Origin of the sequence: Mesorhizobium sp. NPDC059025, assembly GCF_042739655.1 — a bacterium.
In the GTDB taxonomy this organism is placed as follows: Bacteria; Pseudomonadota; Alphaproteobacteria; order Rhizobiales; family Rhizobiaceae; genus Mesorhizobium.
The window spans coordinates 671,246-692,479 of sequence record NZ_JBHYIM010000002.1 but is presented as its reverse complement, the minus strand read 5'-3'; the positions used below and the strand labels follow the sequence as shown (position 1 = coordinate 692,479).

At 59.8% G+C, this 21,234-nt stretch carries 20 protein-coding genes and 1 tRNA gene; 7 read left to right on the top strand and 14 right to left on the bottom strand.

Annotated elements, in window-relative coordinates; translation table 11 throughout:
• Positions 1 to 5: 5 nt before the first annotated feature.
• The 4 genes from ACFWYE_RS07655 to ACFWYE_RS07640 form a co-directional block, all read right to left on the bottom strand.
• A complete protein-coding gene (locus ACFWYE_RS07655; protein ID WP_379061216.1) occupies positions 6 to 1,508 on the bottom strand; it encodes an AMP nucleosidase in 1,503 nt (500 codons plus the stop codon).
• An 87-nt stretch (positions 1,509 to 1,595) separates the two neighbouring features.
• Positions 1,596 to 1,790, bottom strand: coding sequence for a hypothetical protein (locus tag ACFWYE_RS07650; RefSeq protein WP_379110539.1), 195 nt, complete (start codon positions 1,788 to 1,790; stop codon positions 1,596 to 1,598).
• 15 nt (positions 1,791 to 1,805) lie between these two features.
• The gene (locus ACFWYE_RS07645) at positions 1,806 to 1,955 is read right to left on the bottom strand and encodes a hypothetical protein (protein WP_326891239.1); all 150 of its coding nucleotides are present in this window, start codon (positions 1,953 to 1,955) and stop codon (positions 1,806 to 1,808) included.
• Positions 1,956 to 2,177: 222 nt separating this feature from the next.
• Positions 2,178 to 2,519, bottom strand: a complete 342-nt coding sequence (locus ACFWYE_RS07640) for a DUF2147 domain-containing protein (RefSeq protein ID WP_379061211.1) — start codon at positions 2,517 to 2,519, stop codon at positions 2,178 to 2,180.
• 450 nt (positions 2,520 to 2,969) lie between these two features.
• Between ACFWYE_RS07640 and ACFWYE_RS07635 the strand changes: the two genes are divergently transcribed.
• The 3 genes from ACFWYE_RS07635 (at position 2,970) to ACFWYE_RS07625 (ending at position 5,973) form a co-directional block, all read left to right on the top strand.
• A complete protein-coding gene (locus ACFWYE_RS07635; protein WP_129410469.1) occupies positions 2,970 to 3,236 on the top strand; it encodes a sel1 repeat family protein in 267 nt (88 codons plus the stop codon).
• 252 nt (positions 3,237 to 3,488) lie between these two features.
• Positions 3,489 to 4,613: an ABC transporter substrate-binding protein gene (locus ACFWYE_RS07630; RefSeq protein ID WP_379110537.1), complete on the top strand. Its 1,125-nt coding sequence runs from the start codon at positions 3,489 to 3,491 to the stop codon at positions 4,611 to 4,613.
• A gap of 235 nt (positions 4,614 to 4,848) precedes the next feature.
• Positions 4,849 to 5,973 (top strand): ABC transporter substrate-binding protein, encoded by a 1,125-nt coding sequence (locus tag ACFWYE_RS07625; protein WP_379061207.1) that lies wholly within the window; start codon positions 4,849 to 4,851, stop codon positions 5,971 to 5,973.
• Between the two features lie 80 nt (positions 5,974 to 6,053).
• Here ACFWYE_RS07625 and ACFWYE_RS07620 read toward each other — a convergent pair whose 3' ends face one another.
• From ACFWYE_RS07620 to ACFWYE_RS07590, 7 genes are all read right to left on the bottom strand, one after another.
• On the bottom strand, positions 6,054 to 8,006 hold the full coding sequence (locus ACFWYE_RS07620; RefSeq protein ID WP_379110535.1) for an acetyl/propionyl/methylcrotonyl-CoA carboxylase subunit alpha: 1,953 nt from the start codon (positions 8,004 to 8,006) through the stop codon (positions 6,054 to 6,056).
• A gap of 165 nt (positions 8,007 to 8,171) precedes the next feature.
• Positions 8,172 to 8,579, bottom strand: coding sequence for a VOC family protein (locus ACFWYE_RS07615; protein WP_379061202.1), 408 nt, complete (start codon positions 8,577 to 8,579; stop codon positions 8,172 to 8,174).
• 130 nt (positions 8,580 to 8,709) lie between these two features.
• Positions 8,710 to 9,084 carry a hypothetical protein gene (locus tag ACFWYE_RS07610; protein WP_379110533.1) on the bottom strand — a complete coding sequence of 125 codons (375 nt, stop codon included), beginning with the start codon at positions 9,082 to 9,084 and terminating at the stop codon, positions 8,710 to 8,712.
• Positions 9,085 to 9,215: 131 nt separating this feature from the next.
• Positions 9,216 to 10,823 (bottom strand): carboxyl transferase domain-containing protein, encoded by a 1,608-nt coding sequence (locus tag ACFWYE_RS07605; RefSeq protein ID WP_379110531.1) that lies wholly within the window; start codon positions 10,821 to 10,823, stop codon positions 9,216 to 9,218.
• Positions 10,824 to 10,914: 91 nt separating this feature from the next.
• Positions 10,915 to 12,078 (bottom strand): isovaleryl-CoA dehydrogenase, encoded by a 1,164-nt coding sequence (locus tag ACFWYE_RS07600; protein ID WP_379061197.1) that lies wholly within the window; start codon positions 12,076 to 12,078, stop codon positions 10,915 to 10,917.
• Positions 12,059 to 12,691: a TetR/AcrR family transcriptional regulator gene (locus ACFWYE_RS07595; protein WP_379110529.1), complete on the bottom strand. Its 633-nt coding sequence runs from the start codon at positions 12,689 to 12,691 to the stop codon at positions 12,059 to 12,061. The genes ACFWYE_RS07600 and ACFWYE_RS07595 overlap by 20 nt, the downstream gene beginning before the upstream one ends.
• 153 nt (positions 12,692 to 12,844) lie before the next feature.
• The gene (locus ACFWYE_RS07590; RefSeq protein WP_379110528.1) at positions 12,845 to 13,804 is read right to left on the bottom strand and encodes a sterol desaturase family protein; all 960 of its coding nucleotides are present in this window, start codon (positions 13,802 to 13,804) and stop codon (positions 12,845 to 12,847) included.
• A gap of 215 nt (positions 13,805 to 14,019) precedes the next feature.
• On the opposite strand from ACFWYE_RS07590, the gene ACFWYE_RS07585 reads away from it, so the two are divergent.
• Positions 14,020 to 14,604: a histidine phosphatase family protein gene (locus ACFWYE_RS07585; protein ID WP_379061191.1), complete on the top strand. Its 585-nt coding sequence runs from the start codon at positions 14,020 to 14,022 to the stop codon at positions 14,602 to 14,604.
• 40 nt (positions 14,605 to 14,644) lie between these two features.
• Here the strand turns inward: ACFWYE_RS07585 and ACFWYE_RS07580 are convergent, their stop codons facing one another.
• Together ACFWYE_RS07580 and ACFWYE_RS07575 are read right to left on the bottom strand one after the other, a co-directional pair.
• Positions 14,645 to 15,757, bottom strand: a complete 1,113-nt coding sequence (locus ACFWYE_RS07580; RefSeq protein WP_379110526.1) for a pyridoxal phosphate-dependent aminotransferase — start codon at positions 15,755 to 15,757, stop codon at positions 14,645 to 14,647.
• A 198-nt stretch (positions 15,758 to 15,955) separates the two neighbouring features.
• The gene (locus ACFWYE_RS07575; RefSeq protein ID WP_379110524.1) at positions 15,956 to 17,119 is read right to left on the bottom strand and encodes a porin; all 1,164 of its coding nucleotides are present in this window, start codon (positions 17,117 to 17,119) and stop codon (positions 15,956 to 15,958) included.
• Between the two features lie 416 nt (positions 17,120 to 17,535).
• Here ACFWYE_RS07575 and ACFWYE_RS07570 point away from each other — a divergent pair.
• The 3 genes from ACFWYE_RS07570 to ACFWYE_RS07560 all read left to right on the top strand — a co-directional run bounded on the left by ACFWYE_RS07570 (position 17,536) and on the right by ACFWYE_RS07560 (position 20,266).
• A tRNA-Ser gene (locus tag ACFWYE_RS07570) sits at positions 17,536 to 17,626 on the top strand.
• Positions 17,627 to 17,828: 202 nt separating this feature from the next.
• Entirely contained in the window at positions 17,829 to 18,974 is a 1,146-nt protein-coding gene (locus ACFWYE_RS07565) for a porin (protein ID WP_379110522.1), read from the top strand.
• A gap of 242 nt (positions 18,975 to 19,216) precedes the next feature.
• Complete coding sequence (locus tag ACFWYE_RS07560; protein WP_379110644.1) at positions 19,217 to 20,266, top strand: site-specific integrase; 1,050 nt, start codon at positions 19,217 to 19,219, stop codon at positions 20,264 to 20,266.
• A 31-nt stretch (positions 20,267 to 20,297) separates the two neighbouring features.
• Here the strand turns inward: ACFWYE_RS07560 and ACFWYE_RS07555 are convergent, their stop codons facing one another.
• Entirely contained in the window at positions 20,298 to 21,182 is an 885-nt protein-coding gene (locus tag ACFWYE_RS07555; protein WP_379110521.1) for an alpha/beta fold hydrolase, read from the bottom strand.
• Positions 21,183 to 21,234: the final 52 nt, after the last annotated feature.

Here is a 21,234-nt window from a genome sequence, read left to right as displayed (position 1 = left end):
GGTTTCTATTGGAATGCGGTCTCGGAGAACGAACGCAGCTTGCGCGAGTGCAGCCGCTCCATCGGCATTTCGGCCAGCTTCTGCATGGCACGGATGCCAATGGTGAGATGCTGCGACACCTGCCGCTTGTAGAACTCGGTCGCCATGCCGGGCAGTTTCAACTCACCGTGCAACGGCTTGTCGGAAACGCACAGCAATGTCCCGTAAGGCACACGGAAGCGGAAACCATTGGCTGCGATCGTTGCCGATTCCATATCGAGCGCGATCGCGCGTGACTGCGACAGCCGCTGCACCGGGCCGCGCTGATCGCGCAGCTCCCAGTTGCGGTTGTCGATGGTGGCGACCGTGCCGGTGCGCATCACCCGCTTGAGATCGTAACCGGAAAGCCCTGTCACTTCGGCGACAGCCTCTTCGAGCGCCACCTGGACCTCGGCCAGCGCCGGCACCGGCACCCACACCGGCAGGTCATCGTCCAGCACGTGGTCTTCACGCACATAGGCATGCGCCAGTACGTAGTCCCCCAAGGCCTGTGTGTTGCGCAGGCCGGCGCAATGACCAAGCATGAGCCAGGCATGCGGGCGCAGCACCGCGACGTGGTCGGTGATCGTCTTGGCGTTGGAAGGGCCGACGCCGATATTGATCATGGTGATACCGCCATGATCGCCACGCTTCAGATGATAGGCGGGCATCTGCGGCAGGCGTGGCGGTGCAATTCCTTCACTTGGCATCGTAGCGCCCGGTTTCGTCACGACGTTGCCCGGCTCGACAAACTCGGTATAGCCCTCACCACCTTTCGCCATCAGATCGCGCGCCATCGCGCAGAACTCGTCGATGTAGAACTGGTAGTTGGTGAACAGAACGAAGTTCTGGAAATGCTGCGGGCTTGTCGCCGTATAGTGGGTCAGCCGGTGCAGGGAGTAGTCGATGCGCTGGGCGGTGAAGGGGGCCAGCGGTCGTGGGTCGCCCAGCGCCACTTCGAAGGTGCCGTTGGCGATCTGGTCGTCGGTGCCGTCAAGATCCGGCACATCGAACAAGTCGCGGATCGGCCGGCGGATGCGCTCGGCCGCTGCGCTGTCGACATAGGTCCCTTCAAGGAAGGCGAAGTGCACGGGGATCGGCGTCTCCGATTCCGAAACGATGACCGGAACGCCATGGTTGCGCATGATCAGCCGCAGTTGTTCGGTCAGGTAGCTTTGGAACAGGTCCGGCCGGGTGATCGTGGTCGAGAACTGGCCAGGTGTCGGCATGTGACCGTAGGCCTGGCGCGAGTCCACCTGGGTGAAGGAATTGGTGACGACGCTCACCTCGGGATAGAAGGCGCGGTAGCGTTTGTCGTTGTCGCCGCCGGCAGCCAGCGCCGAGAAGGAATCGCGCAGGAACTTGGTGTTGCGTTCATACAGCGCGCGCAGCGCCGCGACGGCCTTGCCAGCATCGTCAAAGGATTGCCGGGCGTAGGGCTCCGGCATGACCACGGTTTCAATCGCTTGTGGGTAGATTCGCTTTTCCATGACCCATTATAGAGATGGAAAATGACAGTTGGGAGGGGTGTCCCTCGGACGGTTCGCTATTTGCTTTTTTAGATGCTGCTGCAGCATTCAGGCGCGCTGCAGACTCACCAGCAGGACCAGTCCAAGTCCCGTTTTCTTGGGTGCTGGCGCTTCTATGGTCGAACCGGCATTGGCACGCATCATCGGCACTGCCAGAACCGGTGCTGCAAGCAACAGCAAGATCAGTGTTGCACGGGGCAGAAGCCTCAGCAGGGTGATGGCGTTTTGCGCAAACGAGGTCATGGCGTTTCGTCTCGATCAAAATGAACTGGAGCAGGTGGTGCCGCATCGCAGGCCAGCCTGGTTCCAGCCGTGGTCCAGCCGTGCATTCTCTGCAACGAGGATCGCAAAACCCATGCCGAACAGCGCCGTCAGCAGGCAGACGATTGTGAAGCGGCGCGCGAACATCTGGGTGTCTCTCCTTCAATGTCGGAGAGAATGCCGCAACGTGGCTGAACCTCTTCTGAGATTGCCGTTCATCCAGGGTTCAAAATGATTGACGGGAAATTGAAACGTCCTGACTTGTCCTCCCGTTCTGAAAAGGGGGGAGCTTGTCTTTTCGGCACCATAAGAAAAGGCGCCTCCGCGTGGCGGAAACGCCTTGCCGTCATGTCGTTACGGGCTGTCCGGTTACAGCTTGGTCCAGGTCTGGCTCTTGCAGATCAGGCCGCCCAGCACGCAACCGCTCATCTTGAGCGAACTGCCGGACAGCGAAGCCTTGCCGTTATAGGTCTTGTCGGTGTCCGGATCGGTGATCGTGCCGGAATATTTGCCGTCGCCGGCAGCCTTGAATGATCCGATGGTCTTGCCGGCGTGCTTGCCGGTCTTCAGCGTGATCGAGAACGAGCCGCCGCCCGAGATCGCGGCAGTCGCGCCGGATGCGGTCTTCCAGTTGCCTTCGATCGGGTCGGCGAGCGCCATACCCGACATGATCAATGTGGCAGCAAGTGCCAGGCTGACTTTGCGAAACATCGAGTTCCTCCCTTTGCGCTTCAACTGGACGCCGGGTCCAGCCTCTCCATCCCTTACGCTCAGGTAAGCTAATCCAGTCCCCGGTAAAACAAAAGCCGTGCCGCTGGGGAAGGAAAGCTGCTTTTCTTTGACCTTCGTAAGACGTTGGAAATGCGCGATTTCAATTTCTTACCAAAATGGAAGCTTCGCCGTGGTTAGCGAAACCTTGTTTTCGCAGTCGCGAATTTTCATCGAATTTGAATGGAAACCCCGCAATCGCGCCCTTGCTATCCTTAACGGTTCCTCACGTTTACTTCTTGTTTTAGCTTTGTTTTCCTCAAATTAAGCAAGCCATTTAACGACGGATTCAAGCGTCCCCGGCATCCTGTGAAGCATCGGAAGAGCGCACGTCCACACCAAGAAACGGACGGCGGCTTTCAGGAGCAACAGGGTCAGACAAGGGGATTTCAAATGGCACGTTTCGAAATGCTTGAAGCTGGGGTCGGCACGATGGGCGCAACCGCGCAGGCCGACATTCTCTTCGAACTTGGCGTGATGTATGCAACCGGCCGCGATTGCGAGACCGATGTCATTGCCGCTCACAAATGGTTCAACATCGCGGCCATCAAGGGTTCGCTGCGGGCCGCCGAATGGCGCTCGGAACTCTCGTCGGCAATGTCCAAGGGCGAAATCGCACAGGCGCTGCGCGATGCCCGCGAATGGATGACCACGCACTGATTTCCATCCCAAAGGGACGGTGACGCCGCTCCAACGGCGCATACCAAGGAAGGCGACCGGCTAGCCGGATCGACCGGACAACAGGGAAGACTTCCTCAGGCTCTGCTCGGGGGAATAGCGAGAAAACCGCGACCGGTCGTGACAAGACCGGCGCGGTTTTCGCTTTGTTCGGCCGGGCTTGACGAACGACGGTTTTTTTCACCCATTCTCGATCGTGCGCGACAAAGGGGAGCGCAAAATGGGAGAGTTAGAGTGAAAACAACAAAATTCCTGGGCACAGCGCTGTTGCTGACGGCGTTGAGCACCTCTGTGGCTTATGCCGAAGACATTTCCATCGCGGTTGTTGGACCGATGACGGGGCAGCTCGCCACGATCGGCGATCAATTCAAGCAGGGCGCACAGGCAGCCGCCGAGGCGATCAACGCTGCTGGCGGCGTGGGGGGACGGCAGATCAAGCTGGACATAGAAGATGACCAGTGCGACCCCAAGCAGGCGGTTTCGGTGGCCAACCGGATCGTCGGCAACGGCGTCAAGTTCATCGATGGCCATGCATGCTCGGGTTCGAGCATTCCGGCTTCCGCTGTCTACGCCGAGGCAGGCGCGCTGATGATGAGCCCCGCCTCCTCGAACCCGTTGATGACCGACGACGCGGCCAAGAAAGGCTGGTCGACCATCATGCGTCTTTATACCCGTGACGATGCACAGGGCGCCTTTATCGGCCCCTGGATCGCCAGGAAATATGCCGGCAAGAATGTTGTCGTTCTGCACGACAAGAGCGCATACGGCCAGGGCGTTGCCGACGCCGTGAAGAAGACGATGAACGAGGCCGGTCTCAAGGACGTCCTTTACGAAGGCATCAATGCCGGCGAGAAGGATTATTCGGCGCTCGTCACCAAGCTGAAGGACCTCAAGGCCGACGTCGTCTACTTCGGCGGCTATCACCCCGAAGGCGGGCTGATCATGCGTCAGGCGGCCGAGCAGGGTCTCAAGTTCCAGCTCATCATGCCGGATTCCATCGCCAGCCCTGAATTCTGGCAGGTCGCCGGCCCAGCCGGCGAGGGCACGATGTTCGTGTTCCCATCGGATCCACAGGCGCGGCCGGAAGCCAAGGAAGCCATCGAGAAGATCAAGGGCAAGGGTTTCGCTCCGGAAGGCTTCACGCTGTTCTCCTATGCAACGATCCAGGCCATAGCCGAAGGCGTCAAACGCGCCGGCAGCGATGATCCGGCCAAGGTTGCCGCAGCGCTGAAGGATGGCAAACCGATCAGCACCGTCGTGGGAGAGGTTGTCTTCGATGAGAAGGGCGACCTCAAGAACGCCAAATACGACATCAATCAGTGGCATGACGGCAAATATGCGCCGATCAAACAGGATTGATCCTTGGCAGGTTTCTGCTGAACAGAAGAATGGCTGGGCTCGTCCCGGCCATTCTGATTTTCCGATGCTTCGACAAGACTGAAGCGAGTTTTGACTTCGATCACAAGAATTGATCATTGCATTAACCGGACGCATGCAATGCAGCCCGGATGGGCTTGACGAACTGCAAATTTTTGCGCCCATTGCACGCAAGCGCAGCCGGGAGGGCTTGCGCAAGGCAATGGGAGGGTTCGAGTTGAAATCAGCAAAGTTCCTGGGCGCAGCCGTGTTTGCCACGGTGCTCAGCGCCTCGGCGGCATACGCCGAAGATATTTCCATCGCGGTGGTCGGCCCGATGACCGGTCAGCTCGCTCCGATCGGTGATCAGTTCAAGCAGGGCGCCAATGCCGCTGCCGCGGCGATCAACGAAAAGGGCGGCATCGGTGGCAAGAAGATCAAGATCGTCGTCGAAGACGATGCCTGCGATCCCAAGCAGGCCGTTTCAGTCGCCAACCGCATCGCGGCTGCAGGCATCAAGTTCGTTGATGGTCACGCCTGTTCCGGCTCCACCATCCCGGCGTCTGCCATCTATGCCGAGAACGGCATTGTCATGATCACGCCGGCTTCGTCCAATCCGGAATTGACCGAAGCTGCCTTCAAGAAGGGCTGGCCGACGATCCTGCGCCTCTACATCCGTGACGATGCCGGCGGCAACTTCGTCGGTCCTTGGATCGCCAAGAAATATGCCGGCAAGAATGTCGTGCTGCTGCACGACAAGAGCGCCTACGGTCAGGGCGCTGCGGATGCGGTCAAGAAGACCATGAATGAAGGTGGCCTGAAGGAAGTCGCTTATGAAGGCATCAACGCCGGTGAGAAGGACTATTCGGCGCTGGTCACCAAACTCAAGGAACTGAAGGCGGATGTCGTTTATTTCGGCGGCTATCATCCGGAAGGTGGCTTGATCAAACGTCAGGCCAAGGAACAGAACTTCGATTTCCAGCTGATCATGCCGGATAGCCTTTCCAATCCCGAATTCTGGCAGATCGCCGGCCCGGCTGGCGAAGGCACGATGTTCGTGTTCCCGTCCGATCCCCAGGCCAAGCCTGAGGCCAAGGACGCTGTTGAGAAGATCAAGGCCGGTGGCTTCTCGCCGGAAGGCTTCACGCTGTTCTCTTATGGCGTCATCCAGGCGGTTGCCCAAGGCATCGAACGCGCCGGTTCGGAAGACCCGGCCAAGGTGGCGGCGGCATTGAAGGACGGCAAGCCCATCAGCACGGTCGTTGGTGAGATCACCCTCGACGAAAAGGGCGACATCAAGGATCCGAAGTTCGACATCAACCAGTGGCACGACGGCAAGTACGCGCCGATCAAGCTGGACTGAGTTCGTCGGCTCGATTTCCATCGGAGAATGGCCGGGCCTGTTCCGGCCATTCTCTTTTTGAAAGGGGCGATACCAGCCGCTCAGGCATCCGTTTCGACAAACCTCACGAGCACGGTGCCATCGGTTACCTGCGCACCCTCGGCCGCGATCTCTGCGATGGTGCCGTCATGAGGGGCGGCGATCGTATGCTCCATTTTCATGGCCTCCAGGATCAGCAGCGGCTGTCCCTTGACCACGGTTTCACCCGGTCCCGAGCGCACCACCTTGACCAGCCCAGGCATCGGCGCGCGCAAATTGCCGGCGCCTGTGCCCGCGTCATCCGCCTTGGCGAGCGGGTCCGGAACGCCGAAATTGTAACCGGTCGCGCCGGAGAAGACGGTGACGTGCTCCGGCCAGCGAGCCAACCGTTTGCCGCTACCGGCACGCAGCGAATGGATGCCATTGTCGGTGGCGACGTCGAACCCGCCGTCGGTGCGTGCGGTGATCCGGGCGCTGATGGTGCTTTCGCCTGCCTTGAGTGCGATGTTCCGAGCGCCCGCATGGAAATGGGCGTAGCCGACAAGCGATGACCACGGATTGGACGGATCGCGATTTTCCGCAACATCGGCGGCTGCGAGTGCCGCCGTGGCGATGACCTCGTCGCCTGGAGCGGGAATGGTGGTCAGTTTTTCCTGCTTACGGCCGATCAGTCCGGTGTCCACATCGCCCGCGGCAAAATCCGGGTCTGCGGCCAGAGCCGCCAGAAAGGCCGTATTGGTGACAGAGCCCGCGATTTCCGTTGCCGCCAATGCGGTTTCCAGCGCCGAAAGTGCGGCCGTACGGTCATTCCCATGCACGACAAGCTTGGCGATCATCGGATCGTAATACGGCGAGACGGCATCCCCCTCACGCACGCCTGTTTCGATGCGCATGGTGGCACCGGCCGATGCTTGTTCGGGGAAACGCAGATGGTGCAGCGTGCCGATCGCCGGCAGGAAGCCTCTTGCAGCATCCTCCGCATAGAGCCTCGCTTCGAAGGCGTGGCCGGAAAGGGTGATCTGCTCCTGCGTCCTGGGCAGTTTCTCGCCCGAGGCGACACGCAGCTGCCACTCGACCAGATCAACGCCGGTGATCATCTCGGTGACCGGATGCTCCACCTGCAGGCGCGTGTTCATTTCCATGAACCAGAAGCGATCGGCCTTGAGCCCTTGCGACGCGTCAACGATGAATTCGATGGTGCCGGCACCAGAATACTTGATTGCTCTGGCGGCTTTGACCGCTGCCTCGGTCATCGCCTTGCGCAGGGCGGGCGTCATATCCGGAGCAGGGGCTTCCTCGATAACCTTCTGGTGGCGGCGCTGCGCGGAGCAGTCGCGCTCGTAAAGATGCACAGCGTTGCCAAAATTGTCGCCGAACACCTGCACTTCGATATGGCGCGGCTTGTCGACATATTTCTCAACAAGCACGCGGTCGTCACCGAAGGCTGCCTTGGCCTCGCGGCGGGCACCGGAAAGAGCCTCCGAAAAATCGTCGGGGTTGTCGACGCGACGCATGCCCTTGCCGCCGCCGCCGGCACGCGCCTTGATCAGCACGGGATAACCGATCTCGCGGGCCTTGCCTGCAAGCAGTACGATGTCCTGCGCCTCGCCGTGATAACCGGGAACCACCGGCACGCCGGCTTTTTCCATAAGTCGCTTGGCGGCGTCCTTGAGACCCATGGCGCGGATGGAATCGGCTGACGGACCGATGAAGATCAGGCCGGCGGCGATGACCTGATCCACGAAGTCGGGATTTTCCGAGAGGAAACCGTAGCCGGGATGGATGGCCTCGGCGCCTGTCTGTTTTGCCGCGGCGATGATGCGATCTCCCTTCAGGTAGCTTTCGCCAACAGGAGATGCACCGATATGCACGGCTTCGTCGGCCATGGCGACATGCAGCGAGGTGGCATCCGCGTCCGAATAGACCGCCACGGTGGTCACGCCCAGTCGGCGCGCCGTGCGGATGACGCGGCACGCGATTTCACCGCGGTTGGCAATCAGGATCTTTGAGAACATTGGGGCCTCCATCGGCGAAAAGACGGCTCAAGCGCTCTTCGCGAACTCCACCAGCAACGAATTGAACTCCTTTCGCGAGGCGTTGGCGTGCGATTGCACCAAGCTGCCCCTCGCGAAATCCGTCTCGACGAAACCTGTCCTGGGCATTTCTGCTTCTGCTCGCATCTACTTCGGCGTGATCACGACCGAAGGCGCGGAACGTTCGAAAGGGCCATGGAAGACCGCCTCGATGTTGTTGCCGTCGGGATCGAACAGGAAGGCGGCGTAGTAGCCGGGATGATAACTGCGCTCACCTGGCCCGCCATTATCCTTGCCGCCAGCGGCAAGCCCTGCCTCGTAAAATTTCGCTACCGTCTCGCGATCCGGGACCTGGAAAGCGAGGTGCACCCGCGATGTTGGCCCGTTGGCGGCGTCGATCCACAATTCGTCGGCGGAAAAGAAGCTGTCGCCCTCATGAATGGAATCGACGCGGCCGATGGCGGCAAGCACGGCGCGATAGAAACGCCTGGTCACCTCCAGGTCAGCTGCCCGAAGGTGTACATGGTCGATCAGGCGGCCACGATGGAATTGCATGGTCATCCTCCGATGTTGGCTAACGGAGGAAACAATGTGTCGGAAGAAGGCTGTACCGGCCACCCCACGCGGTGCGGCCGATACTCATATCGACTTTGCAAAGCGGCCTTGCGGCTGGAATAGGCGCAGCCTACTTCGAAGCGGCGATCTCGCAGACGCCACCTATGTTGATCTTGCCTTTGTAGCTGTCGCGGGTGCGTGTACAGCTTGCCATTGCTTTTTCTTCCGCGGCCGCCTGCGTTTTTGCGTTCAGCGAACTGCCGCAGATGACGAAGATATCCCTCACGCGCGCATAGGGTGTGATCGCATAGGCTGAGTGACCGCCCGCCGCCACATAGGCCTTCCATGCCTTGGTGCAAGGATCTTTCGGACTGCTTGGCAAGGTCGGGGGAAAACGCTTGTCGCCCTGACTGCCTGCGAGAGGCTCTGCGCCTGCTATGTTTGAAATCGCCGCAAGAATCACGCCAGCGAGAATGGATATATTCAGAGAACGAAGACGTCGCAATTTTACCCCCATGTGCCCAAAGCAGAACATGGCAGTGGGTAGATGAGATTATTGCCGGCGGCCAACTGAATTCTTTGAGCCAGCCGCTGATTCCGATGGGCCTCAATGAGGTGCAAGACAAAGCCACGGCATCACATCCTGAATACGCCGAACTTTGTGTCCTCGATCGGCGCATTCAGTGCGGCCGACAACGACAGCGCCAGCACCTCCCGCGACCTTGCCGGGTCGATGATGCCGTCATCCCAAAGGCGGGCGGAAGAATAGAGCGGGTGGCCCTCGCGTTCATATTTCTCCAATGTCGGGCGCTTGAATTCTGCCTCTTCAGCCGCCGACCATGTGCCGCCCTTGCGCTCGATGTTCTCCCGCCGCACCAGCGCCAGCACCATCGCCGCCTGTTCGCCTCCCATCACCGAAATACGTGCGTTCGGCCACATCCACAGGAAGCGGGGCGAGTAGGCGCGGCCACACATGCCATAATTGCCGGCGCCGAATGAGCCGCCGATGATCATCGTCACCTTCGGTACTTGTGCGGTTGCAACCGCGGTCACCAGCTTGGCGCCGTCCTTGGCGATGCCGCCGGCCTCGTACTTTTTGCCGACCATGAAGCCGGTAATGTTCTGCAGGAACACCAGCGGGATCTTGCGCTGGCAACACAGTTCGATGAAGTGCGCGCCTTTCACGGCACTTTCGGAAAACAGCACGCCATTGTTGGCGATGATGCCGACTGGCATGCCGTGGATATGGGCAAAGCCGGTGACCAGCGTTGTACCGTAGTTCTGCTTGAATTCGTCGAGTTCCGAACCGTCGACAATGCGCGCGATCACCTCTCGCACATCATAGGGCTGGCGCAGGTCAGCGGGGACGATGCCGTGGATCTCGCGTGGATCATGGAGTGGCGCCAGAGGAGACCGCAGGTCGAGCCCGATCTCCTTCCTGCGGTTGAGATTGCGCACGATGCGGCGGCAGATGGCCAGCGCATGCTCGTCGTCCATGGCGTAGTGGTCGGCGACGCCGCTTTCGCGTGTATGCAGGTCAGCCCCACCGAGCTCTTCGGCACTGACGTCCTCGCCGGTCGCCGCCTTCACCAGAGGTGGGCCACCGAGGAAAATGGTGGCCTGCTTGCGCACCATGATCGATTCATCCGCCATCGCTGGCACATAAGCGCCACCCGCCGTACAGGAACCCATTACGCAGGCGATCTGCGGAATGCCGGCGGCGCTCATATTGGCCTGGTTGTAAAAGATGCGGCCGAAATGCTCGCGGTCGGGAAAGACTTCGTCCTGGTTGGGCAGGTTGGCGCCGCCGGAATCCACCAGGTAGACGCAGGGCAGCCTGTTTTGCCGGGCGATCTCCTGCGCACGCAGATGTTTCTTCACCGTCAGCGGATAGTAGGTGCCGCCTTTGACGGTGGCGTCGTTCACCACCACCATGACCTCACGGCCTTCGACACGGCCGATGCCGGCAATCATGCCGGCGGCGGAAATCGCGTCGTCATACATGTCCCACGCTGCGAACTGGCCGATCTCGAGGAAGGGCGAGCCCGTGTCCAGCAATTGCGCCAACCGATCGCGGGGCAACAGCTTGCCGCGCGCGGTGTGGCGAGCGCGGGCTTCCTCGGAGCCGCCGCGTTGCACCAATGCAGCCTTGTCCGAAATGTCTGAGACCAGCGCGCGCATGCGCTCTGCGTTGGCGCGGAAGCCTTCGGAGGAGGTGGAGATGGAAGATTGAATGACCGGCATATTTCCTCCTCATGCGCTGACAGATGGCATCTGTTACTGCCTCGGCATTGAAAGATGTCCCGCGCGGCGCAGATGTCGCGCGGGTTCCACCTTAGATCGCTTCCGCCATCATTTCGCGACCGATCAGCCAGCGGCGGATTTCGCTGGTACCGGCGCCAATTTCATAAAGCTTGGCGTCGCGCAGTAGCCTGCCGGTCGAATAGTCGTTGATGTAGCCATTGCCGCCGAGCAACTGGATAGCATCCAGTGCCATCAAGGTCGCCTTCTCCGCGGCAAACAAGATGCAGCCGGCGGCGTCCTTGCGCGTGGTCTCCTTGCGGTCGCAGGCGGCCGCCACTGCGTAGACATAAGCGCGGCATGCATTCATCGTCGTATACATATCCGCCAGCTTGCCCTGGACGAGCTGGAAGCTGCCGATTGGCTGGCCGAACTGCTTGCGCTCATGCACATAGGGCAGGGCGACGTCCATGCACGCAGCCATGATGCCAAGCGGACCGCCAGCAAGCACGGTGCGTTCATAGTCGAGGCCGGACATCAACACCTCGACGCCGCGTCCTTCTTCATGCAGCACGTTTTCGAACGGGACTTCGACATCTTCGAACACCAGTTCACCAGTGTTGGAACCGCGCATGCCGAGCTTGTCGAGCTTCTGCGCTACCGAAAAGCCTTTGAAACTGCGCTCGATGATGAAGGCGGTGATGCCGCGCGAATGCCGCTCCGGGTCGGTCTTTGCATAGACCACCATCGTCTCGGCGTCGGGACCGTTGGTGATCCACATCTTGGTGCCGTTCAGCACATAGCGGTCGTTTTTCTTTTCGGCGCGCAGGCGCAGCGATACCACGTCTGAACCAGCGCCCGGTTCCGACATGGCGAGCGCGCCGACATGCTCACCCGAACAGAGCTGGGGCAGATACTTTTCCTTCTGCGCGGGTGTCGCCCAGCGGTTGATCTGGTTGACGCAAAGATTGGAGTGCGCGCCATAGGAAAGGCCGACCGAGGCCGAAGCACGGCTGATCTCTTCCATCGCCACCACATGAGCCAGATAGCCCATGCCCGAACCGCCGTAATCCGGATCGGCTGTCATACCGAGCAGCCCGAGTGCACCGAGCTCGGGCCACAGATGCGGCGGAAACTCGTTGCTCGTGTCGATCTCCGCAGCCAGCGGGGCGATCTTGTCCTGGGCGAAGCGGCGTGTCAGGTCGCGCAGCGCTTCGATATCCTCGCCGAGCCCGAAATTAAGCGTGTTCGTGTACATGCTTTTGCTCCCCAGCAGGCTGTGGCGCGCCGACAAGGCGCATGGTCATGGCCAGATAAGTTTCGGTGACACCGCCGATCGACAGGCGTTCGCCGGGCCGGTACCAGACGATGACGCCAGTCATCATCTGGATCAGCGCCATTGCGGTGAGGCCAACGTCGTCAACAGCGAAGACACCAGCTTCAGCGCCGTCGCGCAGGATTGCGCGCAGTTCTTTCTCGTAGGTCGTGCGCAGCTTCAGGATGTGGGTGAGCCGCTCCGGTGCGAGGCTGCGCAATTCCATGTTGGAGACGTGTGTCGACGACCGGCGTTCGATGTGGAAGGCAATATGGTTTTCGACATAGGCTGCGAGACGCGCCACCGGGCTGGCTGTCTCGGGGCGAGCGGCTTGCCACGCTGCCAGCAGTCCAGCCATATGATCCTGCATCAGCGTGTAGAGCAGGTCTTCCTTGGTTGGGAAATAGCGATAAAGCGCGGCAGCCTGCACACCCACTTCCGCAGCCAGTTGCCGCATCGAAACCGCCTCATAGCCATGACGCGCGATCAGCAGCAGCGCCGCATCGCGGATCGCCGCTTCCGTCCGTTCGCCGTCCGAACCTGTCGTTCTGGCCATGATTCTCTCTCCGCGAAGAAAAGAATAAAACGAACGTTCAATTAATTCAAGTGCAGAAGGTTTCAATTTGCGGAGGGGCGAAAGAAAACGTCATTGGCCCAGTGGATGGCGCCTCGGGCAGCTGGTGACAACGCAACGAGGTGCGGAACCTTGTCAGGTTTCCTGGCGTTCGGATTTATCCCGACCTGCTTTCCGTTGTGGCTTGCCGAGGATGCGTCGCACGCCAGCCTTCGAGAACGGCTGGACGATCTGGCCAAGGAAACTGCCGTCGATCGTGCCACTGATGCCGATATCGGTCGAGGAGGGGCGTGCTGGATTGTGATAGGTGCCGAACACCTGATCCCAGATGACGATGTTTTCACAATAGTTGGTGTTGCCTTCGCGCAGGTCGCGCGAATGATGCCAACGATGGATACACGGCGTGGTGAAGATCCGGTCGAGCGGGCCGGTGCGCATATCGATGTTGCAATGGGTCAAAAGGCCGATGAACACAGACGCCGCACCGAGCCACAGGAACACCGGCAGCGGTGCGCCGAGCAGATAAAGCGGTAGCTGGCCAAGCAACATCTTGATCAGCGAATCGACGAAGTGGAAACGCCCGGTGTTGAGCACCCAGAGCCGCTCGACGCTGTGATGCAGGGCGTGGAAGCGCCAAAGCAGCAGGCGTTCGTGGCTGAGACGATGCGCGAAATAGAGCCCGAACTCAGCGATGATCAGGCCGAGAACCGCCTGCACAAACATCGGTGCCTCGCTCGGCCAGAATGAATAGGAATGCTGCAGCGCGGGCTGCGCGACTGTTGCGAAGAGCATTGGAAAGGAGGTCGTCACCGCTGCTGCGATCTGTGTCAGGCCTTTGGTGACCAGCGTATGCGCGACATTGTTGAAGGTCTCGCCATCGGGCTCGAGCCAGCTTCGCTCATAAGGCATGATGCGCTCGAAAAAGGCGATGACGGCAATGGTCGCCAGATAGACGACGTTGAACCAGAGAATGGGGTGGTCACTTTCGAATGCGAAATGACTGCCAGTCATGCTTGCTGCAAAAATCAGCGGCCAGAGGCTGACCGACAAAGCCCTATAGGGCACGCTTTCACGGTTGAAGCGAAACGCCTGCATTCGGTCTTTCCGGTCCGTTGTCTGTCGCTGCAGGCGCACTATGCCCGAGAGATTGCGTCAACGTTGCATTCTATCGCGATTCGGCGACGAAAATTTCAACGGCGCCTGGTCGTCGATCCGTCGATGTTTGTGCCGTTTTGTCGATCCGCATTCATCCTGCGGCGCTGGTCCGGGTCTGTGCTAGCTTCCCAAGCGTACGAGGGTCGTGATTCCGCATGCTTGTCCGTCTCACTATGCTCTGCTGCGGGTTGACCAACGCCAGTCGGCGCGGCTTTTTTCCTGCCGACGAGCCGCTTGAAGGCAGGGCGCTTGCCGGTATTTCCGCGCTGGGCGAAAACCTGGATGCAGCAGCCCGTACCTGGACAAGCCCTGCGCTTCGTGCCCTTCAGACGGCTGAAGCACTGGGGCTGCAGGCGACGGAGGTGCCCGCGTTGCGGGATCAGGATTTCGGCGCCTGGGCCGGCAGGGCTTTCGAGGATGTTCAACGGGACGAGCCGGACACCGTGGGTGCCTGGCTGGTCGATCCCGGCGCGACACCACCGGATGGTGAGAATTTCAAGAGTATTGCCACTCGTACAGCCAGTCTGTTCGACGAGCAGGTAGCGGAACCCGGCCATACGATCGCTGTCACCCATCCCGCCGTGATCCGGGCGGCCATCCTGCATGTCTTGAAGGCGCCGCTCACCGGCTTCCGCTTCATCGATGTCGAACCCCTCAGCCTCGCCGATTTCCGCAGCGACGGCACCCGCTGGCAACTGCGGGCAAGCGGGGTGACGGCACCGAAGGCTCGACGTCGCTAGACAGCCATCCGGATATCTGCCGATCGCGCGGCTCGTTTGCTCAGTTGCCCCTGGCTGCGGCCACGGCACCTGGCAATTCTTCCGCCAGTATGTCGAGCTCGTGATCGAGACCGACGCTGATGCGGATGCAACGATCCAGTCCTGCCGCCATCGGTTTGCGGATGAAGACGTCGCGCGACAACAGCGATTGCAGGATCTTTCCCGCGAAGGTGCCGTCACGGCCGCAGTCGACGGTGACAAAATTGGTTGCTGAGGGAAGGGGAGCAAGCCCGTTGTCGCGAGCAATTGTCGCGATTCGCTGGCGTCCTGCCTCAACCTTGGCAACGACTTCCCGCAGCCATGGTTGGTCGGCCAGCGCCACGACGCCGGCCTCCTGCGCCATGCGGCTCACGCCATAGTGGTTGCGGATCTTCTCGAAGTCGCTGATCACCTGCTTCTCGCCAAAGGCGTAACCCAGCCGGATACCCGCCAGCCCATAGGCCTTGGAGAAGGTGCGCATGCGGATAAGATTCGGCCGTGTCACGTCGACCGACGGCAAGGCAGATGCTGGTCCGAGCTCGCCATAGGCTTCGTCCAGCACCAGCATCGTGGTCTCCGGGAGGGCTTCCAGGAACCGGTTGATGTCATCCGCTTCCCACCAGCTCCCCATCGGATTGTCGGGATTGGAGAGATAGACCAGCGGCGCATTTTCGCGTTTTACGGAGGCAAGCAGGCCATCCAGGCTTTCACGGTCATTCTCATAAGGCACCGTCACCAGCCGTCCGCCGGTGCCAGCGACATGGAAATTGAAAGTCGGATAGGCACCGAGCGAGGTCACCACGGGGTCGTTCGGCCCGACATACATGCGGGCGAGCAAGCCGAGCAGGCCATCTATGCCTTCGCCGACCACGACGTTGTCGGCCGAGATACCGAGATATGCCGCGGCAGCCTGTCTGAGGTCGTGGTTGTCCGGGTCGCAATACATCCACATGTCACCGGCGATGGCCTGCATGCGCTCGACCACAAGGGGAGAGGGGCCGAAGCTGCTTTCATTGGCACCGAGACGTGCACGGAACGGCCTGCCGCGATCGCGCTCCTGCGCCTCGGGACCGACGAACGGAACCGTAGCCGGCAGTGCTGCGACAATTGGCGAAAGCGGTGGGAGTTTTTGCATCGAAAGCCCCGGATTGTGTTCCGGTTCTGGCTACATTGGCAGGCGGGACCGCGCAAGCATTCAGATGCTTTGAGGGCTGGCGACTTCATCCTCGTTTTCTGCACGCTGTGCGATTGCTCCGGGTGAGCGCTGCCCAGGTCAAAAAAGAAAAACCCGGCGGTTGCCCGCCGGGTTTCTGCAAAGTCAAAGAGACTTGGCTTAGAAGTCGCGCTGGAAGCGGAGAAGGCCGCCGACGCTGTTCTTCTTGTCTGCACCGGTCCAGTTGGTGGTAACACCATCCTTCGCGCTGTCGAAGGTGCCAGCGTGGAGGTAGTCCACTTCGGCCGTGATGGTGAAGCCCGGAACCAGCTGGTGAGCGATGTTCGCAGCCACGCCGAGGTTCTTGTACTCGTCATACGACGCCTGCAGGTTGAACGAGGTCTTCTCGTTGAACTTGTAGGTGCCACCGCCCCAGACGGCCCAGTTGCCAGCCCACTGCTTGTAGTAGCTGCGGAACGCATTGTCGTCGGTGCCGTAGCCGCCCATGACCCACAGGTCGATCTGGTCGGTAGCCTTGACATCCAAGCGGATCTTGCCAGCCCATTCTTCGTAGTTGCTGTTGTAAGCAACGACACCGGTGATGCCGCCCCAACCAGCCGTGTACTTCACGCCACCAACGACGTTCGGCACGTAGCTGTCGATCGTGTTGGAAACAACGCCCGGAACCCAATTTCCAGCAGCGTCCTTCAGGAGGGTGTTGTAGCTGCCAGCGCCCTGTTCGAGCGAGACGATTGCCGAGAAGCCGTTGCCGGCATCGAAGGTGTAGCTGATCAGGTTGGTGTCGAAGTCACCGTAAGGAACCAGCGTATCCTGAATGACGTTGCCGGCGTAACCGATGAAGGTGTTGAAAGCCGACTCGTCCTTACCGACGCGAAGACCGCCAAGCTGGATCCAGGCGTAGTTCAGCGAAACGCTGCTGGCGACGCCATCCGAGCCCAGGCCCTGTGCGTTGCCGAAGTTGAAGCGGGTCTCGGTGTAGGTCTTCAGGGTACCGTATTCGGTTTCCTGACCGGTCCAGGTCTTGAGCGCGAAACGGGCACGCTTCCAATAGGTGTCCTGCTCCTTGCCGTTCATACGGTCGGTGGTGCGGGAACCGTCGAAGGAACCAGCATCACCCACGCCGATGTCGTAACGGATGTAGCCGCCGACGCGCAGGCAGGTCTCGGTGCCCGGGATGTAGAAGTAGCCAGCGCCGTAGACGTCGCAGATCTTGACGTATTCAGCGGGTTCCGGCTCGGCGACGACGACAGCGTCGGCGGCGCGCGCACCGGAAACTGCGAGCAGTGCCGCAGCCGAGCCGAGGAGAAGGCTCTTAATGTTCATTTTCTGACCTCCAGTCAAAAGTTTAAAAACGGGTCTGGGTATTTTTTGCTGAAGGACAGCGTTCCCTGCCCCATCCCCTTGCTGAAAAAGATGCGCTGCGCGCCGCTTCTTCGATGTCGACATTACCCATCGGGCTGTCCGGTTCAACAAGGAACGTACCGGCAAAAGCGATGCCTGGGTGCTATCGGATAGCGTTGTTGCACAAATGACACGATTTTGCCCATGGTCGAAAGCTCTCGTTAACCATGCAGTTCCAATTGCCCCTTGCCTGGCAGCCTTTTGGCGCGTTTTGCGCAGAATCACGGAACAACAGCGGCCAGAGCACGGCCTTCTTTCTCCTCCATCGTCTTTTTTATGGGGTCATATGCGCTGGCTTATTGATTGTGCCGGCCCTTTTCTTTATCCAGCGCCGCAACGGAGAGGTGGCCGAGTGGTCGAAGGCGCTCCCCTGCTAAGGGAGTAGACCTCAAAAGGGTCTCGTGGGTTCGAATCCCATCCTCTCCGCCAGCCCCCTCAATTTCCATGTTTTCAGCCGCTTTCAACGAGCAGCTCAGGCATTTCGTGGCGGTTATCTTTGCATCGCGAAACGCCTGATCTCTGACGCCAGCCGGCAGCTTCGTTCCGAAAAGGCAAGCAATAACAGCCTGTTGAGGTCAATCGGACGCGTTTCTTTCCGCGATTATGTTCGATTCTGACTGGAGGTCAGAAAATGAACATTAAGAGCCTTCTCCTCGGCTCGGCTGCGGCACTGCTCGCAGTTTCCGGTGCGCGCGCCGCCGACGCTGTCGTCGTCGCCGAGCCGGAACCCGCTGAATACGTCAAGATCTGCGACGTCTACGGCGCTGGCTACTTCTACATCCCGGGCACCGAGACCTGCCTGCGCATCGGCGGTTATGTCCGTTACGACATCGGCGTTGGTGATCGCGAAGGCACTACCGACGTGATCGACGTGCGTGGCGACGTTGATGGCACCGGCAAGCGGAACGACACCTATTTCAAGCGTGGCCGCTTCACGCTGAAGACCTGGACCGGTCAGGAAACCGAACTCGGCACCCTGAAGACCTACACCGAGACCCGCTTCAACTACGACAGCGGTAGCGTCGGTGGTTACAATGTGGCCAGCAACAAGGGTGTTTCGCTGAACTTCGCCTGGATCCAGCTCGGTGGTCTGCGCGTCGGTAAGGACGAGTCGGCCTTCAATACCTTCCAGGGTTATGCCGGTAACGTCATCGACGATACGATCGTTCCTTACGGCGAATTCGACACCAACCTGATCAGCTATACCTTCGATGCCGGCAACGGCTTCTCGGCGATCGTCTCGCTCGAGCAGGGCTCGGGTGCATATGCCACGGTTGCGAAGAATGCAGCTGGCGTTTGGGTTCCGGGCGTTGCCTCCAACACGATCGACAGCTACGTGCCCCATATCGTGCTCGGCGCTAAGTACACGCAGGGCTGGGGTGGTGTCTCCGGTGTTGTCGCGTACAACAGCGCTTGGGAAGAGTGGGCCGGCAAGGTTCGCTTGGATGTCAAGGCAACCGATCAGATCGATCTGTTCGTGATGGCCGGCTATGGCACCGATAGCAATGTTGGCAAGAACTTCTACAAGCTTTGGGATGGCAACTGGGCTGTCTGGGGCGGCGGCACCTACAAGTTCAACGAGAAGACTTCGTTCAACATCCAGGCGTCGTATGACGAAGGAAAGACCTTCGGTCTGGCTGCCAACGTGGCCCATCAGCTGGTCCCGGGCTTCACCATCACGGCTGAAGTTGACTACTACAACAAGGCCGTCAGCGACTGGCGTTCGGTCAAGGATGACGGCGTCGGCGGCATCCTGCGCTTCCAGCGCGACTTCTAAGAGATGCTGTCTCTTTAGCCATCTATCGAACCCGGGCGTTCTGCGCCCGGGTTCTTTTGTTTGACGTTGGGCTTGGGAACAAAGACGGAAACAGGGGGTGGAACGGTAACTGGAAGCAAGTTTGTCGGTAGTCTCGAAGGGATTCCGATCATTTCGGAATGAGATTTACGCAAATTGCTCTCTTGAAAGGATGTCTCCTTGTGGATAAGCCTTTGCGCATCCACAGGGGGTGTGGCAAAAAGATGTCTCAAGACGCGCTGCAGGAGAGCATGCTCTCCGATCGATTCGCTGCATTTACGTCTCAGAATGTCCGGATAAAATACAGTACCGGCAATATACGAGAGGTAAAATCCTATCGGCTCAGTGAGCTGTTCTCAGCATATCGCGACATATTGTGGGATGATGGACGGCATAAATACAATGTCAGTTCGTTCATCGGCGAGATAGACGAGATTCTGCTTGGCGAACGCTTCAGTGCTTTCGACCAAGGCACCTTGGATACCCTGATCGGTACCTTGCGCCAACGTGGCAACAGCAACGCAACCATCAATCGCAAGATGGCTGCGCTGAGCAAATTGCTGCGCAAGGCTCATAAAATGGGGGATATCCACAGCTTGCCCGAGTTCCGCCGCCAGAAGGAGCGGGCAGGGCGAATCCGTTTCCTCGAAAAGGACGAGGAAGCACGATTGTTCGCGGCCATTCGCAGCCGCAGCGAGGACGCCTACCGGCTTTCCATTTTCCTTGTCGATACCGGTTGTCGTCTCGGTGAGGCGCTCGGGCTGATCTGGAACGACCTGCAGCCGACACGTGTCAGCTTCTGGATTACCAAGTCGGGCCGCAGCCGCACCATTCCATTGACCCTGCGTGCACGGGAAGTCGTTGCTTTTTCAGGTGAGGGCCGGCGGCCGAAAGGTCCGTTTGCCATGCTGAACCAACCGCAGTTCCGCCAGATCTGGAACGAGGCGAAGACGGAAGTTGGTCTCGGCGCCGACGAACAGGTGGTGCCGCATATCCTGCGCCACACCTGTGCCTCCCGGCTTGTCCAGGGGGGTATAGACATTCGCCGCGTGCAGATGTGGCTCGGTCACCAGACCTTGCAGATGACGATGCGCTATGCGCACCTCGCGACCAATGATCTCGATAGCTGCGTTGCCGTGCTTGAAACCCGGCCCACGGCGCCTGCCGACGGCGCGAACCTGTCTCCTCTGGAGAGTGTTGCAGTCAAGCCGCGCAAGCCGCGGGCGAAGAAGAACCCGACTTCAGCCAAATCCGAGGACAAGAAACGCGCCTGAACGAGTTCGATGCTCGTTCGCGTTCATAAGATCACGGCTGCCGTTCCGCGGCGTCGATAAAATTGGCGATGGTTCCAGGCAGTTCGCCGTTTTCCAGGAAGGGAGCATGACCTTGGCCTGCCGCGGTCACGGTCTGCAGCCTCGGGTGGCGGCGCGCCATTTCCTGCAGAGTTTCTTCCGACAACAACCTTGAGTTGGCGCCGCGAACAGCCAACGTCGGCACCTTGCCAAGTGCTTCGAACTGCGGCCAGAGGGACGGCAGCGGTTTCGTCAGATCGACGGCAGCCAGCGTCTCGACCAGTTTTGGATCGAAGTCGGGAACGAGCTTGCCATCCTCCTCCCGATAGACGGCGGCGACCATGCGCTCCCAGTCTGCTGTGATCAGGGCAGGAAAGTCCTGGCCGTGAGCCGCCTTCTGAGCTTCGACGGCTTCCGCCAGATTTTGGGGTTTTCGCGCCTTCTCGAGATAGGATTTGATATGGGCCAGCCCAGCGATTTCGAGCGCCGGCCCGACATCGTTGAGCACGATCGCCTTCAGGATCGTGGGTCTCAACATCCCCAGAACGTGGATGATCAGGCCGCCACGCGAGGTGCCGATGAAGGCGGCTTGCTTGATAGCCAACTGATCGAGGCCCGCCAGAATGTCGTTGGCTTCGACGCCCACCGTGTAATTGGCGACATTGGTGTCATAGGCGGATTGGCCGCGCCCACGATAGTCGAATGAAACAACCTTGCATTGTGCCCCGGCTTCGTTGGACAGATAAAGCGCCAGTTCATGGAAATCCCGCGCATTTCGGGTCAGGCCTGGCAGGCACACGACCGGCAGGCTGCCGTGATTCTGTTCGCCGTAGATTCTGGCGTGCAGTTTCAGACCATCCGCAGAAGAATAGAAAAAATCGGAAAAACCTGCTGTCACGCCTGGCTCCTTCCCGCAGTGCCACCTTGCAAGGGCTACAGGCGAGGAAGGG